Source organism: Actinophytocola sp. (assembly GCF_049647105.1).
Lineage (GTDB): Bacteria > Actinomycetota > Actinomycetes > Mycobacteriales > Pseudonocardiaceae > Actinophytocola.
In genome coordinates, this window is sequence record NZ_JBARWZ010000254.1 from 64,959 (window position 1) to 80,778 (window position 15,820).

The 15,820-nt window shown below is 69.2% G+C and carries 16 protein-coding genes; 2 read left to right on the forward strand and 14 right to left on the reverse strand.

Going from position 1 to position 15,820, the window contains the following annotated elements:
- Positions 1–4 precede the first annotated feature (4 nt).
- Positions 5–523, reverse strand: coding sequence for a SigE family RNA polymerase sigma factor (locus tag WBA97_RS29840; RefSeq protein ID WP_424234285.1), 519 nt, complete (start codon positions 521–523; stop codon positions 5–7).
- 150 nt (positions 524–673) lie between these two features.
- Between WBA97_RS29840 and WBA97_RS29845 the strand changes: the two genes are divergently transcribed.
- A complete protein-coding gene (locus WBA97_RS29845; RefSeq protein WP_424234286.1) occupies positions 674–1,693 on the forward strand; it encodes a threonine aldolase family protein in 1,020 nt (339 codons plus the stop codon).
- Here the strand turns inward: WBA97_RS29845 and WBA97_RS29850 are convergent.
- From WBA97_RS29850 to WBA97_RS29910, 13 genes are all read right to left on the reverse strand, one after another.
- Positions 1,690–1,914, reverse strand: coding sequence for a hypothetical protein (locus WBA97_RS29850; protein WP_424234287.1), 225 nt, complete (start codon positions 1,912–1,914; stop codon positions 1,690–1,692). The genes WBA97_RS29845 and WBA97_RS29850 overlap by 4 nt on opposite strands.
- Positions 1,915–2,026: 112 nt before the next feature.
- A complete protein-coding gene (locus WBA97_RS29855) occupies positions 2,027–3,181 on the reverse strand; it encodes a pyridoxal phosphate-dependent aminotransferase (RefSeq protein WP_424234288.1) in 1,155 nt (384 codons plus the stop codon).
- Positions 3,182–3,220: 39 nt separating this feature from the next.
- A complete protein-coding gene (locus tag WBA97_RS29860; RefSeq protein WP_424234289.1) occupies positions 3,221–4,675 on the reverse strand; it encodes a DHA2 family efflux MFS transporter permease subunit in 1,455 nt (484 codons plus the stop codon).
- Between the two features lie 91 nt (positions 4,676–4,766).
- On the reverse strand, positions 4,767–5,213 hold the full coding sequence (locus WBA97_RS29865; protein ID WP_424234290.1) for a MarR family winged helix-turn-helix transcriptional regulator: 447 nt from the start codon (positions 5,211–5,213) through the stop codon (positions 4,767–4,769).
- Between the two features lie 53 nt (positions 5,214–5,266).
- Entirely contained in the window at positions 5,267–6,409 is a 1,143-nt protein-coding gene (locus tag WBA97_RS29870; protein WP_424234291.1) for a transglycosylase SLT domain-containing protein, read from the reverse strand.
- A 24-nt stretch (positions 6,410–6,433) separates the two neighbouring features.
- Positions 6,434–6,739, reverse strand: a complete 306-nt coding sequence (locus WBA97_RS29875) for a hypothetical protein (RefSeq protein WP_424234292.1) — start codon at positions 6,737–6,739, stop codon at positions 6,434–6,436.
- Between the two features lie 70 nt (positions 6,740–6,809).
- Complete coding sequence (locus WBA97_RS29880) at positions 6,810–7,577, reverse strand: ESX secretion-associated protein EspG (protein WP_424234293.1); 768 nt, start codon at positions 7,575–7,577, stop codon at positions 6,810–6,812.
- Positions 7,578–8,789 carry a hypothetical protein gene (locus WBA97_RS29885; protein WP_424234294.1) on the reverse strand — a complete coding sequence of 404 codons (1,212 nt, stop codon included), beginning with the start codon at positions 8,787–8,789 and terminating at the stop codon, positions 7,578–7,580.
- A gap of 9 nt (positions 8,790–8,798) precedes the next feature.
- Positions 8,799–9,491, reverse strand: a complete 693-nt coding sequence (locus WBA97_RS29890; protein ID WP_424234295.1) for a DUF3558 domain-containing protein — start codon at positions 9,489–9,491, stop codon at positions 8,799–8,801.
- On the reverse strand, positions 9,421–9,819 hold the full coding sequence (locus WBA97_RS29895) for a hypothetical protein (protein ID WP_424234296.1): 399 nt from the start codon (positions 9,817–9,819) through the stop codon (positions 9,421–9,423). Before WBA97_RS29895 ends, WBA97_RS29890 begins: the two co-directional genes overlap by 71 nt.
- Before the next feature lie 123 nt (positions 9,820–9,942).
- The gene (gene purD / locus WBA97_RS29900; RefSeq protein ID WP_424234297.1) at positions 9,943–11,199 is read right to left on the reverse strand and encodes a phosphoribosylamine--glycine ligase; all 1,257 of its coding nucleotides are present in this window, start codon (positions 11,197–11,199) and stop codon (positions 9,943–9,945) included.
- Positions 11,200–11,442: 243 nt separating this feature from the next.
- Positions 11,443–12,429 carry a TAXI family TRAP transporter solute-binding subunit gene (locus WBA97_RS29905; protein WP_424234298.1) on the reverse strand — a complete coding sequence of 329 codons (987 nt, stop codon included), beginning with the start codon at positions 12,427–12,429 and terminating at the stop codon, positions 11,443–11,445.
- Complete coding sequence (locus WBA97_RS29910) at positions 12,338–14,452, reverse strand: TRAP transporter permease (protein WP_424234299.1); 2,115 nt, start codon at positions 14,450–14,452, stop codon at positions 12,338–12,340. Before WBA97_RS29910 ends, WBA97_RS29905 begins: the two co-directional genes overlap by 92 nt.
- Positions 14,453–14,654: 202 nt before the next feature.
- On the opposite strand from WBA97_RS29910, the gene WBA97_RS29915 reads away from it, so the two are divergent.
- The gene (locus WBA97_RS29915) at positions 14,655–15,695 is read left to right on the forward strand and encodes a glycerophosphodiester phosphodiesterase (protein WP_424234304.1); all 1,041 of its coding nucleotides are present in this window, start codon (positions 14,655–14,657) and stop codon (positions 15,693–15,695) included.
- Positions 15,696–15,820: the final 125 nt, after the last annotated feature.

Sequence of the window (15,820 nt, forward strand, 5' to 3'; positions counted from 1 at the left end):
GTACTCATGACGCCGACCGCAAGTCATCGATCGTGTCTCCCAGGGCCGCACGCAACGCGGTCAGCCCCCTGGCTGTCTGGCTCTTCACGGTGCCCTCGGAGCACTTGAGCGCCTCGGCCGTGGCCGCGACATCCAGTCCCTCGAGAAACCTCAGGACGAGCACCGCCCGTTGCCGGGGCGGGACCGCCCGCAGACCGTCGAGCAGCGCCGACCGGGTCGCCACGGAGTCGCCGATCTCGCCGTCCCGTTGCGGCGTCTCCGGCAGCTCTTCGACGAACCGCTCCCGTCGCCAGGGGCGGCGGGACTCGTCGATCACCGCGCGCACCAGCGTCTTGCGTACGTAGGCGTCCAGGGCCCCACGGTCCCGGATCTTGCGCCATCGCCGGTGCAGCGCGACGAACGCGGTCTGCGCGAGATCGTCCGCACGGTGCCAGTCACCGCACAGCAGGTACGCGGACCTGCGCACGGCATCTCGCCGAGCCGCGAAGTATTCCGCGAAATCCTGCTCGTCGCGTTGATCCACGCGGACTCTCTCTGCTCGTCGTCTGCATACGGGGGACGGAAGGTGTGGCCTCTAAGGTTGCACGACGGCTCCGTCGTGACGTACGCCACCCCTCAAGACGTGTGGGACACCAATGAGGATGCCCGTACGCCGGTGTGGTGTGATCAGATCGTGACCAAAGTGCGGGAGATCGACCTTCGTTCAGACGCTGTCACCCAACCGGACGAGCCGATGCGGCTCGCCATGGCGCGCGCCGAGGTCGGCGACGACGTGCTGGACAGAGATCCCACCATGCAGGCCTTGGAGGAGCGGGCGGCCGACCTGCTCGGCATCGAGGCCACGCTGTGGGTGCCGAGCGCGACCATGGGCAACCTCGTCGCACTGATGGTCCACCTGAGAAGAGGCGACCGGTTCATCGCGCCCCGAGGCGCACACGTGCTGGACGACGAACTGGGTGCGCCCGCGTGGCTCGCAGGCGGCATGCCCGAGGCGGTCGACTGGGGCGCCTGGCCGGGCCGCCTGCCGGTCGAAACGGTGCGCCAGGCCGCGCGGAACGCGCCGTACCACATGCTGCGCACCACGTTGTTATGTCTGGAGAACACGCACAACGCGGCCGGCGGCACGGTTACTCCGCCGGACGAGCACGCGAAGCTGGTCGCCACCGCGCGGGACGTCGGGCTGCGCGTGCACCTGGACGGGGCACGGCTGTGGCACGCGTCGGTGGCGCTGTCGGTGCCGCCCGCCGCGCTGACGGTCGGCGTCGACACCGTGCAGGTCTGCCTGAGCAAGGGCCTCGGGGCGCCGATGGGCGGGCTGGTCGGCGGCACGTCGGCGTTCGTCCAGGAGGCACGCCGCGTCCGGAAGATGCTGGGCGGCGGGGTCCGGCAGGGCGGGATCGTGGCCGCGGGCGGGCTGATGGCGCTGGAGCGGATCCCGGACCTCGCGAACGACCACGTCAACGCCACGAAGCTCGCCACCGGCCTGAAGGAAATCGGCTGGGAGGTCAACGAGCCGGAGACGAACATCGTGCTCGTGTCGACGCCGGACGCCGACGCGACGCTGGCCGTGCTCAAGAAGGTCGGCGTGCTCGGTGTGCCGGCCGGCGGGCGGGTGCGGCTCATCCCGCACCGCGACGTCACGACCAAGGACATCACCGAGGTGCTGTCCAGGGTCGCGACGCTGCACGCCTAGCGGATCCGCTTACGGTCGGAGCCGCCCTTGATCGCGGAGTAACCGATGGCACCTACGGTGACGACCGCCGCGGCGACGAGCAGGAAGCCCAGCACCTTGAACACGGCACCAATCACCGCGAACGCCACCCAGATGACGATGATCGCGCCGATGATCTTCACCAACAGTGGGACGCGGGCAGGCTCAACGTGGTAGTGGTGGTGATGACGAACGGTCGGCATGTGAGGTTCCTCTCCGGGGACTCACCGGGTCAACGACTGTGGCTTCGCTGCGGTTCCACCAGTCAACCATCGCGGCTGCCCAGGTGCATCAGGGAATTCCACTGGTTCACGTTCAGGGTGCGAGCCAGTTGCCCAGCCGGTCCAGGCCGGTCTCGATGTCCTGTGCCGGGCCCGCGAACGAGAACCGGATGAAGCGGTCGCCAAGCTCGGGGTCGAAGTCGATGCCGGGCACGATCGCGAGCCCTGTCTCCGCGAGGAGACGCTGGCACCACGCCATGGTGTCGGTGGTCAGGTGGGACACGTCCGCGTAGGCGTAGAACGCGCCGTCCGCGGGCGCCACCCTGTCGATGCCCATCCTGCCAAGGCCCGCGACCAGGAGGTCCCGGTTCTCGCGGTAGGCGGCGACATGCGCGTCCAGTTCGCCGTACTGGAACGCGGCGGTCGCGGCGTACTGCGCGATCGCGGGCGGGCAGATGGTGAAGTTGCCGGTCAGGCAGTCGACCGCGCGCATGAGGCGCTGCGGGACCAGTAGCCAGCCGAGCCGCCAGCCGGTCATCGCGAAGTACTTCGAGAACGAGTTGACCACGATCGCCTCGCGGGAGAACTGCCACGCGGACGCCGTTGGCACGTCGCCGTACGCGATGCCGTGGTAGATCTCGTCGCTCACCAGCTGGACGCCACGGTCGGCACACCAGCCCGCGATGGCGGCCAGCTCACCGGCGGGCAGGACGGTGCCGGTCGGGTTGGCGGGCGAGGCGATGACCAGCCCGTCGAGCGGGCCCGCCTGCTCGAGCATCTCGACCGTGGGATGGAACCGGGTGCCGGCACCGCACGCCAGCTCGACGACCTCGCAGCCGAGCGCGGTGAGGATGTTGCGGTAGGCCGGGTAGCCGGGCCGCGCGAGCGCCACCCGGTCACCCGCGTCGAACGCGGCGAGGAACGCGAGGAGGAACCCGCCCGACGAGCCCGTGGTGGCGACGACGTCCGAGCCCGCGACGCCGAGCGCGTACCGCCGGTCGTAGTGGCAGGCGATGGCCTCCCGCAGCTCGGGGATGCCCAGTTGTTCCGTGTAGCCGAGGGGACCGTGCAGGGCTTCGGCGGCCCTGTCGAGAACGGCGCGTGGTGCCGCGGCCGACGGTTGCCCGGCGGCCAGCGACACCACGTCCCCCCGCGCACGCTGCCGGGCGTTGGCAGCGGACAGTACGTCCATCACGTGGAACGGTGGGATGTTCGCGCGCTGGGCGACGCGCAGCAGACGGTTGGACATGTCCCCAGCCTGCCGCCGGCCGCCGATAGTCGCACGCGATCAACCCACCGGCACCGGCACCGGCACCAGCTCCTCGCTCGCTGCCTTCGGCTGCCGCAGCATGATCACCGCGAGCAGCACTGCGAGCATGACCAGCCCGGCGGCGACCGCGAACGCGAGCCGGAAACCACCGGTCATCGCCTGCAGCGGCGCGGCACCTTCCGCGATGGACCCGTTCGTGTAGGACGTTGACAGGGTGGCGAGAACCGCCAGCCCGAGCGCCCCACCGACCTGCTGGGTCGTGTTGACCAGACCGGAAGCGACGCCGGAGTCGTCCTTGGTGGCGTCGGACATGGCGATGGTCATCATCGCGGGGAACCCGAGCCCGGCCCCGATGCCCATCAGCGCGACCGACGGGAAGACGTCGACCAGGTAGTCGGCGTCGACGGGCGCCCTGGTGAACAGCGCGAGCCCGGCCGCGACCAGCGCCAGTGCGGCGATCAGCACCGACCGCTCCCCGAACCGGGCGTTGACCCGCGCCGACGCCCCGAGCGAAAGCCCGCCGATCCCGACCGCGACGGGCAGGAACGCGAGCCCGATCCGCAGCGGGTCGTACCCGAGCACCTTCTCCAGATAGAGGGCGCCGAGGAAGAACAGCCCGAACATCCCGGCGACCATGAGCACCTGGATCAGGTTGGCGCCCGCGACGTTGCGGTCACGCAGGATCCGCAACGGCAGGAGCGGGCCGGCGACGGTCGCCTGCCGCACGACGAAGCCGAAGAGCAGCGCGACCGAGAGCGCACCGAACCCCAGCGTGTGGCCGGAAACCCAGCCGTGATCGGCGGCCTTGACGATCGTGTAGACGCCGATCATGAGCCCGGCGGTGACGAGGACCGCGCCGATGACGTCGGCGCCGCCGCGCAGCCCGATGCCCCGCTCCCCGGGCACAACCCTGGTGGCCAGCCCGAACGCGACCAGCCCGATGGGCACGTTCACGAAGAAGATCCAGTGCCAGCTGATGGCCTCCGTGAGCACGCCACCGGCCAGCAGCCCGATCGACCCCCCGGCGGCCGCGACGAAGCTGAACACGGCGATGGCCCGCGCCTGCTCCCGCTTCTCCGGGAACATGGTGACGATCATCCCGAGAATGACGGCGGCGGCCATCGCACCACCGATCCCCTGCACGAACCGCGCGACGACGAGCAGTCCCTGAGTCGTGGCAAGCCCACAGAGCAGCGAAGCGACGGTGAAGACGACGATGCCACCGAGAAACATCCGCTTGCGCCCGACAAGATCCCCCACCCGCCCGGCGAGGAGCAGCAACCCGCCGAAGGGGATCAGGTACGCGTTGATGACCCACGCGAGCCCGGACTGGGTGAAGTCGAGATCAGCCTGAATGACGGGAAGAGCGACGTTCACGATGGTCCCGTCGAGGATGATCATCAACATCCCCACGCACAACACAACGAGCGCGACCCATCGCGAATCGCGCCCCTGACCAACGATCTGGGACATGAACCCCTCCTGAGTTCTCCGTACAGGAGGGACCGTAACAGATCGTCTGCTAGTAGACGATCTACTGTGGGATTGGCCGCATCGAGATCGATTACCTCCGCCGACGAGGCGCCCTCTGACACACGACCGGCGTGGACAGCCGCGACTCGACCAACCGAGTCAGCCCATTGACGAACACATCCCGCTCCCCAGCGGGCAACGCCGAAAGCACATCCTCGTAGACCCGCTGGACAACCCCGGCAGCCTTGGCGTTGACCTCTCGCCCCTGCTCGGTGACCACGATGATCCGGGCCCGCCGGTCGACAGGGGAGGTCAGACGCGCCACCAACCCGGCCTTCTCGAGCTCATCGACCGTGACGACCATCGTGGTCTTGTCGAGACCACACAGGTCGGCCAGCTGGATCTGCGTCTTCTCCCCGGTCAGCGCGGCCGTCAGCACACAGTTGCCGCGCGGCGTGATCCCCAGCCCGGCCAGCTCGGCGGTCAGCTCGGTGGACAACACGTGACTGGCGTGGGCAAGCAGGAACGCGAGATCCATAACCCCAGGTTACGCCGATAGATCCGCCACAAGATAATCCAGTGACCGACCAATCAGTACCCGACGTACGACCCGCCGCCCGCCGTCGCCTTGATGCCCGGCACGTTCGCCAGGGACCCGTACCGCGAGATCGCGTAGTTCACGCCGGCGCAGATGTTGTCGACCGGGTTCCAGATGTCGTTGTGGCCGGCCAGCTTGTACGAGTCGAACGTCGGGTCGATGCACTGCATGAGGCCCTTCGACGGCGTGCCCTTCGCCGCGTTGGAGTCCCAGTCGTTGATCGCGTGCGGGTTGCCGCCCGACTCGTGCTGGATGATCTGCCAGATCCGCTGCGCGTCCTCGGGGCCGACGTTGATGCCGTTCTGCCGGAGGATCTCGATCGCCTGGTCGATCCACTCCTGCACGTTCCCGGGCGGGGGCCCACCGGCGGGCGGCCCACCAGACGACCCGAGGCCGCCACCGCCCCCGCCGCCACTACCGCCGCCGTCGCCACCGCCGGAGCCGCCGGACCCGGACTGCGACGAGTTGTCCGGCGCGGGCGGCTGGCCGCCGTTCTCGGCGGCTGACGGGCCGGTGGTCTGCGGTGGCGTCTCGACCCACTCGATCGGCTGCCCGCTCTGCGGCGTGAACGGCTGCGTGTCCGGCTGCCCCAGCGACGAGAACTTCGACGCGGGTGACTTGCTGGTGTTGATCGTGCCGAGCGCCGAGCCGAGTGTCTGCTCGGTCCCCTCGAGGTGCGTGTCGATGTCCGACGCGACGGCAGAGCACACCTCGCGCGTCATCGCGTCGAACTCTTCGATGGTGGCGTCCGGGTGGTTCGTCGTCCACGTCGTGATGTCGGTGAGACCCTGATCGCACCGCGTCGAGACGTAGCTCTGCGCGCCGGTGAGCGCGGTGGCGACGTTCGTGAGCGCGGTCGAGGCGTCGGTCATCGCGGTGCCGATGTCGGTGCCCGCGGTCTTGAACTTGTTCATGTACGCCACGAACGCGTCGGCGGAGCTGCCTTCCCACGCCTCGTCGAGCGTGGTGACGCTGCCCGCGACCTCACCGCTGTACGTCGACGCGTTGGTGGCGGCCGTGGACAGCCGGGTCGCGGCGGAGGTGATCGCTCCGGTGTCCGCGTCCTTCACCTTCGCGGCGGCCGTGGCGACCGCCTCGCCGCCCGCGTACCCGGCCAGAGTGTCAGCCGAACCCACCGTGTCCCCCTCCCAGACGTGCACTCAACGCGGACGGCCACCATAGGTGCGCTCGCCATCGTCCTCGGTGTTCTGAACGGTCTGCGCGATCGCGTCGAGTGCGCCGGCGACCCCGTCGAGCCGGCTCTCGGCCGCGTTGAACTCGTCGTGCATGAGGTCGTTCAACGCGTCCACCGCGGACGCCAGGCCTGCGGAGCTGGGCAGCTTGCCGTAGACGGTCGACGCGGTGCACACCTCGGGGAACGTGTCGGAGACTTCGCCGAACTTGGGCTTGAAGTCGAGCGCCTTCTGCATGCAGCCGTTGATGGCGTCGATGTTGTACTTCGTCATGTCGCCCCCTTCGCGCGCACCCGCATTTGACGGCCCTCGCCGCCGCACGGTTCCCTCACCTTCAGGCCGGTCAGGTCTCGGCCATCAGTTCCCGCACACAGGTCGCGAGCCGCCGGTTGTCGGCCGGCGTGACGGTGCTCCACACGCGACCGTCGACGTTCGGCTTCGCGAGGTGGACGTAGCGCCCACGCGGTGTGTCGTGGAAGGCGATGACCCGGTCGGCACGGACCATTCGCTGGTCCCGATGCATCCGGTTGACACAGAACTGGCCGCGCACGTTCATGTCACGCACCATGTCCGCCAACGTCTTGGCATCCGACCCGGCCACGCCCGACCGGCTGAGCGCGGCGGCGAACTCCCGCGCGTCCCCCCGCGCCTCGGCGTCGGCGGCAGCGAGCACGTCAGACGGCACACTGACCGACAGCCCGGGCCCGGCGACCACGTCCCCGGCCACGGAGACCGCGGCCTCGGCGATCGCGGTCTCACGAGCGGGGATCAACCACACCTCGGGCCCGTCGACGGCGGCGAGCAGCGCCGAGGACCCGGAAACCACCGCGAGCGAGGAGATGCGGTGGTCGGTCCAGACCCAGCTGTCGATGGCGAGCTGCGGGTAGGCGAGCAGGTTGAGCCGGTCGAGCAGATGGGGCGCGGCCCGCTCCCGTTCGGCGAGCCCCCGCTCCTCGAGATCCGCGAACGCCTGCGCGACGAGCCGCCGCCGCTCGGTGTGCGTGGTCCCAGGACTGGGCACGGTGAGTGCCTCGTGCTTGGGCGGGAGCTTCTCGTGCTCCCACAGGACATCGAACTCGAGCTTGGAGAGAACGATGGTGCCGCTGATCATCTACCGGTCGTCATCGTCGCCGATCGACTCCGGCGCCACGACCCGTTCGTCGTCGAACACATCGCTCGACTCGACCCCGTAGCGCCGGACGTGCTCCTGGTCCTCCTCGCCGTCGGCGTTCCGCCCGCCTGCCCCGGCCGCGGCCGGCTGCATGATCGACCCGCCGGGCCGGCCGGTACGCGCCCCGAACTTCTCGGCGTTGCGCGCGGCCCTGGCCTCGTCATCGGGCACCGAACCGATGGGCACCCCGTTCTTGATCGGACCACCGCCACCACGGGCACCGGCATTACGGGCGAGCCGCTCGCCGTCCGCACCCGCACCCGCGCCACCCGCGCCGCCCGCACCCATGAGCGTCGCGGCCTCGGCCATGAGCATGGGGTTCGCGGCACGGAGAGCCGGCGCGAGCGGGTTCGCGGCACCGGGCCCGAGCGGGTTGCCGGGGGTGGGCCCGCCACCGGTGAAGGGCGGGCTGCCAAGGGGCGGGTTGGGACCGGTCGTGGGCAGCTGGGGCGCCGGCCCACCACCGGGACCGGGCGAGAAGGTAGTCGAAGAACCACCGCCACCACCGGGCCCGACGGTCGGGTTGTAACCACCGGTCGGCGAGAAGGTGCCGACACCGGAGACGTGAGTACTGGTGTCCACCGGCTGCGCGACGAGGTTCATACCGGGAGGCACCGGCAGCGCCTGCGCCTGACCGAGCGCGTCCGAGCTGTTGTTCTGATAGCCCGTCATGGAGTCGACCGCCGCGTCATGTGCCGCGTTCGTGTCCCTGACCTGCTGCGCGTGATCAGTGGTGTGCCCGAAGAACCCGGCGACCTGGTCGATCCCGCTCTCCTCGGTAGGGCCACGGAGAATGCTGGAATCGGGGGCCCCGTTGCGGGTCGTGTGGAACGTCTCGCCCTGACTGCCGACGCCCCTGGCCGAATCCGTCACCGGGTCGATCGCGTTCTCCGCGTAGATGCGCGCGTCCTCGGTCGCCGAGGTACCTCCCGCGGCGGCCTCGCCCTCCCAGTTCACCCCGATCGCCTTGAGCTGAGCGCGCAGTGTGGCATCCGCCTCCGCCAGCCCGAGCGCCACCGTGACGAGCGCACCCATGGCGTTCTGGAGCGAGCCCGACCCCTCGCCGCCGCGCAGCGCGTCGATCTGGTTCGCCATCTCCCCGGGCGAGTAGCCCGGGAAGCGCAGGTCGCTAAGTCCGTGGTCCCCGGCCATAACACTTCCTCACTTCAACGTCTGCAGCGTCGTCATGGCCATCTCGGTGGCCTGCCTGGCCATCTGGCACAACTCTTCCTGCTCGAACCCGGGGGTGATCGGCATGATCTGCACCCACAGGTTTTGCCCGTCGGCGACGCCGACCGCGAAGTCACAGCCTTCGTCCTCGACACCGCGGAACTTGAACTGCGCCGCCGGGAATCCTTGCACCGAGGTGAGCTCGGCATCCACGTTCCGGTTGCCGGTCAGCCACGCCTCGACCCCCTCGGTCGTGACCGCCAACGCCGAGTAGTCGTAGAAGGGCTCCTGATCCTCGATCGCGATCGTGCACTCCTTCATGCCCTTGAAATGCTGGCTCCCTGTCTCCTCCCCACTGTCCACGTCATCGGCGTTGAGCTGCGCCCGTTGCGCGTCCGTGTAGAGAGTGCAGGGGTCCAGCCCATCCAAGGAGATGTCCCTGGGGCGAGGTGGTACCTCGACCGTCGGGGTGTCCGAGCCGGGGGTTTCGCTGGTGGACGTGCTCGACTCACTGGACGGGGCGCCCCCCTGCTCAGCTGTCGGCTGTCCGGACGCACTTGTCGTACATCCGGCAGTGAAGGCCGCCACGACCGTTACCGCGAGAACCAGACGTTTACCCACCGGTCTTCCTGAACGCCGCCTCGATTTCTTCCTCGCTGAACCCGTACGCACGTGCCGTGTCACCGAGCTGCACAGCGAGCTTCCGGAGGCTGGCGAGGTAGTCAGCGATGCGGCTCCGGTACGAGTCCTCGTCCTCGATCAAGAGGTCGTTCCACGCCGCTGCCATGCGGACGCTGACGTCGTCGTTACCCGGAGGGTTCACCGTCAGGTCCCGCCGGACGCCGTTGAATCTCTCCTTGAGCGAGTCAGCCTGGGATTCGATGATGCGGGCTGCCGCCAGGACGTTGTCCCTGTTCACCGTGAAGGTGCCCGAATTAAGGCCTTTTGTGGCCTGTTCGACCTGCTTGAAGGCGGCGTTGATGCCTCGGCCCATGTCGCCGGCGAGATACATCCCGTTCGCTCCCCACTGATCGTGACGATCCGGTCTCGTTCTGCAGGCTACCAACGACGCGCGGCACCCACCTGAACTTTGACGAATTAGTGGCGTGTTCGGTTCCGCTGATCGGCTGAAACGTCACTGTGTGGTGATCTCGCCCTTCGCGGCTCGGGCGGCGATGTCGGTGCGGTGGTGGGAGCCGGCCAGGCGTACGTCCGCCACCAGCCGGTATGCCTCGTCGCGGGCTTCGAGGAGGGTCTCGCCGGTGCCTACCACCGACAGCACGCGGCCGCCCGAGGACACGATCGCGCCGTCGTCCCGGCGGCGGGTGCCCGCGTGGAGGACGCCGTGGGCTTCCGCGCCTGCCACGACGTCGCCAGAGCGGACTCTGCCCGGGTAGCCCTCCGCGGCGATGACGACCGTGACCGCGAAGCCGTCCTGCCATTCGAGCGGGGGCTGGGTGGCCAGTGTGCCGGTCGCGACCGCGTTCAGCAGGCCTGCCAGCGGGGTGCGGAGGAGGGCCAGCACGACCTGGGTCTCCGGGTCACCGAAGCGGCAGTTGAACTCGATGACCTGCGGGCCATCGCTGGTGATGGCCAGGCCGGCGTACAGGAGGCCGGAGAACGGGGCGCCCCGTTCCGCGAGCTCTTCCACCACCGGCTGGATGATCTTGGTGAGTACCTCGTCGACCAGGTCGGGCGGGGTCCAGGGCAGAGGGGCGTACGCGCCCATGCCGCCGGTGTTCGGGCCCGCGTCGTCGTCGCCGAGGCGTTTGAAGTCCTGGGCGGGCAGCAGGGGGACGACCGTGGTGCCGTCGACGAGGCAGAAGAGCGACGCCTCCGGGCCGTCCAGGAACGACTCCAGCAGGACGGGGTGACCACCGTCGAGCAGGGTCATCGCGTGGGTGCGGGCCGCGGCCAGGTCGCTGGTGACCGCGACGCCCTTGCCCGCCGCGAGGCCGTCGTCCTTCACGACCCACGTCGGGCCGAAGCGGGCGAGGGCGGCGTCGAGCTTGGCCGGGTTGTCGACGATCTCGCTGTGCGCGGTCGGGACACCGGCGGCCGTCATGACGTCCTTCGCGAACGCCTTCGAGCCCTCGATGCGGGCCGCGGCTGCCGACGGGCCGAAACACGCGATGCCCGCCGCGCGGACGGCGTCCGCCGCGCCCGCGACCAGTGGCACCTCGGGGCCGACGACGACGAGGTCGGCGCGCCACTCCTGGGCGCACGCGACCACTGAGGCTGAGTCGGTGACGTCGGCACCGTAGGACTCGGCGACGGCCGCCGTGCCCGCGTTGCCGGGGGCGCACGCCAGCGCCGTCACCGTGGGGTCGTGGGAGAGGGCGAGCAGAAGAGCGTGCTCGCGCGCACCGGACCCGATCACCAGGACACGCACGATGAAAGAGCGTAGATGCCGCCTCCCGGCGGCACGCCGTCAGGGCCACGACCTGCTGTAAGAACCTTTCGAAGTAGCCCCCGCCACTGCATCGAGCCGCACCATACCGCCATAAAAAGCTCGCGCGCGCGATGCCCAACCCCCACCCGATCCCGGGGGCGTCCCGCCGTGCCAGTTTACCGGCAGGGGGTGACGCTCCCCGGGTTGTCGATCTTGGTTGTGGATAACCGGGTCGGCTGTGGACTACTTCGTTGCTTCCAGTGCCTGAGCTGCGCCCGGGTGCAGTTCGACCGGGTCGGTGTCCGCCGCGATCTCGCGGTCAAGGGCGTTCGCGGCTTTGTGGACCTTCGCCAGGTCGTCCTTCTTGTCGAAGACCAGGTTGGTGATGGCACACGCGTTGCCCTCGGGGAAGTCCTTCGTCACCAGCAGCAGGTTCGGCACCACGATCGTCGGGACGTCGGCGGGCAGGCCGTACGTGTCGGCCGGGATCGCGCCCTCCTCGTAGACCTGGTTGACCTTCTTCATGTCGTCGAGCAGGTCGCTGATGTCGATGAACTTCACGTCGTCACCCAGTGACGTGGTCAGGTCGGTCAGCTCCGGGGTGGGCAGGCCACCGGACCACACGAGGCCGTCGATCTGACCTGCCTTCATCTGGTCGACGGTCGGGCGCAGGGCCAAGCGCTGCGCCGAGATGTCGGACGAGGACAGGCCCGCCGCCTCCAGCAACCTGTTCGCGATCACCTCGGTGCCGGACTTCGGGGAGCCCGTCGAGATGCTCTTGCCCTTCATGTCGGCCACGCTGTTGATCCCGCTGTCGGCGCGGACGACCACCTGCGTGTAGTTCGGGTAGATCCGCGCCAGCGCCGCGATGTCCTGCGGCTTGCCATCGAACGACGCCTTGCCTTCCACCGCGTCCGCGGCCGTGTCGGCCAGCGCGAACGCGATGTCGTAGTCGCCCGCGACGAGCTGCTGGATGTTCTGTACCGACGCGCCCGTCTCCGCGGCGCTGGCCTTCAGCGGTGTGTTGTCGCTGATGAGCTGCGCCAGACCGCCGCCGAGCGTGTAGTACACGCCGCCGGTGTTACCCGTCGCGATGGTGATCCGGCCTTCGCCCGCCTCGCAGCTGCCGGACGACTGCTCAGCCGAGTCGTTCGTCTGCTTGCCGCCGCACGCCGCCGTCACCAGCAGCACCGCCAGCGCCGTCGCCGCGATCCTCGTCGGTCGCATCATCGGGTTCCTGTTCTGTCGAGGTTGTCTTGCGTCTGAGCAGGTGCACGGCGACCGCCGCCACCGCGAAACCGACGCCGATCGCGATCGACAGCGGCTGCAGGTAGAGCAGCAGCAGCGCCGCGGGCACGCACAGCACCCGCTCCGGCCAGCGTGCGGGGCCGACGAGCCAGCCGCCCGTGACCACGGCCAGCGCGGCCACGCCCAGCGCGGACACCACCGTCACCCACAGCACGGTCACGAAACCCTGCTGCAGCAACAAAGCCGAGCCGTTGTCGGTCAGCACGAAGGCGAGCGGCACCAGGAACGCGGGCAGCGTGTACTTCCACGTCTGCCACATCGTCTTCATCACCGAGCCGCCGGTGATGGCGGCCGCCGCGACCGCGGCCAGCGCGGTCGGCGGTGTCACCTCCGACAGCACCGCGTAGTAGAAGATGAACATCGCGACCTCGGCGGGCTCCACACCGAGGTCGGACAGCGCGGGCCCGAGCACGACCCACGAGATGATGAACGACGCGGTCACCGGCACCGCCAGGCCGAGCACGCTCACCGCGACGGCGGCGAACACCACCGTCAGCATCAGGATCACGGTCTCGTTGGGCGCCAGCGCCCGCGCCGCGTCGACGAGTGCCGCCGCCAGCTCCTGGCCCAGCCCGGTCTTCGTGATCGTCGACGTGATCACGCCAGCCGCCGCGCACACGGCGATCACCGGAAGTGCGCCGCGGATGCCCTCGGCCAGCGAGTCCGCGACGGCCCGCAGCCAGGTCAGGAACGAGCCACCGGTAACCAGCTGTGAGATCAGCGCGAACAGGGCCGCGACGCCGGTCGCGTACACGACCGCGGTGAACGGCGGGATGTCCATCGCCAGGAACACGACGATGATCGCCAGCGACGCGAAGTGGTAACCGCCCCGCAGCAACAGCTTCCCGACCGGCGGGGTGTCGACGTCCACGGGCTTGGCGCCGAACCGCCGCGCGTCGGCCTCCACCGCGAACACGATCCCGAGGTAGTACAGGACCGTCGGGATGATCGCCCACAGGAGCACCGTCAGGTACGACGTCTCGAGGTACTCGGCGATGATGAACGCCGCCGCGCCCAGCGTCGGCGGTGACAGGATCGCGCCGATGCCCGACGCGGCGAGCAGGCCGCCCGCGTTCTCCTTGGGGTAACCGGCCTTGCGCAGGACCGGCCACGTGATCGCACCAAGGCTCACGGTCGTCGCCGTGCCGGAACCCGAGACCGTGCCGAGCAGGAAGCCGGACATCGCGGCGGTGCGACCGGGCGCGGTGCGTGACTTGCGGAACGCGGCGAAGCTGATGTCCACGAAGAACTTGCCTGCGCCGAACGACGACAGCACGGCTCCGTAGATCGTGAACAGCACGATGTAGGTCGCGGCGACGTCGAGCGGAATGCCGTAGAAGCCGCTCTGGTCGTTGTACAGCGCGTTCACGATCTGGCTGAAGTCGACGCCGGCGTGCGCGATGTTCCAGTCCGGCGGCAGGAAGCCGCCGTAGTAGGAGTACGCGAGGAACACCAGGCACACGATGGGGAGCACGAGGCCGGTGGTGCGCCGCGTCGCCTCGATGACCAGCACCAGCAGCAGCGCACCGGCCACGATGTCCGGGGTGGACAAGGTGCCCTGGCGGTCGAGGAACGCGTCGAACCCGCCACCGAAGTCGCCGCTCCCGATCGGCATCACCGGGTACAGGCCCACGATCAGTGCGATCGCGGCGAGCGCCCAGTCGAGAGGGCCGGGGTTGTCGGGATCCTTGGCGCTGCCGTAGGTCCGATAGCACAGGAACACCAGCGGCAGCGTGAGCCCGAGAAAGATCACCAGGTAGAACTGGTTGCCGGCAGAGAACGGCAGGAAGACCTGCTTGAGCACCAGCAACGCGACCGCGATCGACGCCGCCCACACGAACCGCTCCCAGTAGCCGGACAGGGTCCGGGCCGGGCGTTCCTCGTCGTGCTCGCCAACGGCCGCGGCGGGCTTGTCGACGTCCACGTCTTCCGTAGACCTGGTCACCACCGGCAACCTACCCGTGACAGGTGTCGCAAAGAAGATCGAACGCGTCACCGCTTCGTCACCTTCGGGTCTGACGGAGTTTCCTCAGGTCGACGACGATCTGCGGGCCACTCGAGGCGAGGAGGAGACCGTGAGTTCGAAGTTACTGCGCTTGGCCGTCACCGCGACGGCGGCGTTGACCCTGGTGGGAGCGGCGCCGGCGATGGCGGACCGTACGCCGCCCCCGGCGCACGGCGGTGGGGACAGCTTCACGATCGTCGGCCACCGGGGCGCGTCCGGCTACCGGCCGGAACACACTCTGGCGTCCTATGAGCTCGCGGCGCGGATGGGCGCCGACTACATCGAGCCGGACCTCGTGACCACGAAGGACGGGGTGCTGGTCGCCCGGCACGAGCCGGAGATCGGCGGCACCACCGACGTCGCGGACCACCCGGAGTTCGCGAGCCGGAAGGTGACGAAGTCGCTGGACGGCGTGGCCGTGACCGGCTGGTTCACCGAGGACTTCACGCTCGCCGAGCTGAAGACCCTGCGGGCCAAGGAGCGCATCCCGGACATCCGCCAGCACAACACGATCTACGACGGCCGCTACGAGGTGCCGACGTTCCAGGAGGTCATCGACCTCGTGAAGCGGCTGTCGCGGGAGCTGCACCGGGAGATCGGGATCTACCCGGAGACCAAGCACCCCACGTACTTCCAGAAGCAGGGCCTGGCGCTGGAGCCCGCGCTCGTGTCGACGCTGAACCGCAACGGGCTGAACCGGTCGTCGGCGAAGGTGTACGTGCAGTCGTTCGAGGTCACGAACCTGATCGGGCTGAAGCGGCAGCTGCGGGTGCCGCTGGTGCAGCTGACGTCGGCGACGGGTGCGCCGTTCGACTTCGTTGACGCGGGTGACCCGCGCACGTACGCCGACATCGTGTCGCCTGCGGGGCTGAAGGACGTGGCGAAGTACGCGAAGGGCCTCGGTCCGGACAAGAACCAGGTCATCCCGCGGGACGCGGCCGGGTTCCTGACGACGCCGACCACGCTGGTGCGGGACGCGCACCGGGCCGGGCTGAAGGTCCACCCGTACACGTTCCGCGCGGAGAACTCGTTCCTGCCTGCGGACTTCCGCTCGTCCACGGTCCCCGCGCAGTACGGCGACCTGTTCGCGGAGATCGAGGCCTTCCGCGCGACCGGTATCGACGGCCTGTTCACGGACAACACGGACGTCGCGGTCGCGCAGGAGCAGTTGGCGGCGGCCTGAGTTGTCCACAGCCGCACCAGTTGTCCACAGGTAGGCCGTCAACCCCCTGTTGCCTCACGTCAAGATGCCCGCGTAGGCGGATTCGTTGCCTCATGAAAAGTGTCCGTCTGGGTGAGGCCGGTGTA

What these genes read in the sequence shown, in the direction of transcription:
- WBA97_RS29895 (WP_424234296.1), bottom strand. Translation starts at nt 9,819, where the DNA reads ATGTATCTCGCCGGCGACATGGGCCGAGGCATCAACGCCGCCTTCAAG.
- WBA97_RS29905 (WP_424234298.1), bottom strand. Translation starts at nt 12,429, where the DNA reads ATGATGCGACCGACGAGGATCGCGGCGACGGCGCTGGCGGTGCTGCTG.
- WBA97_RS29885 (WP_424234294.1), bottom strand. Translation starts at nt 8,789, where the DNA reads ATGGCCGGGGACCACGGACTTAGCGACCTGCGCTTCCCGGGCTACTCG.
- WBA97_RS29850 (WP_424234287.1), bottom strand. Translation starts at nt 1,914, where the DNA reads ATGCCGACCGTTCGTCATCACCACCACTACCACGTTGAGCCTGCCCGC.
- WBA97_RS29875 (WP_424234292.1), bottom strand. Translation starts at nt 6,739, where the DNA reads ATGACGAAGTACAACATCGACGCCATCAACGGCTGCATGCAGAAGGCG.
- WBA97_RS29855 (WP_424234288.1), bottom strand. Translation starts at nt 3,181, where the DNA reads ATGTCCAACCGTCTGCTGCGCGTCGCCCAGCGCGCGAACATCCCACCG.
- WBA97_RS29915 (WP_424234304.1), top strand. Translation starts at nt 14,655, where the DNA reads ATGGCGGACCGTACGCCGCCCCCGGCGCACGGCGGTGGGGACAGCTTC.
- WBA97_RS29865 (WP_424234290.1), bottom strand. Translation starts at nt 5,213, where the DNA reads ATGGATCTCGCGTTCCTGCTTGCCCACGCCAGTCACGTGTTGTCCACC.
- WBA97_RS29880 (WP_424234293.1), bottom strand. Translation starts at nt 7,577, where the DNA reads ATGATCAGCGGCACCATCGTTCTCTCCAAGCTCGAGTTCGATGTCCTG.
- WBA97_RS29860 (WP_424234289.1), bottom strand. Translation starts at nt 4,675, where the DNA reads ATGTCCCAGATCGTTGGTCAGGGGCGCGATTCGCGATGGGTCGCGCTC.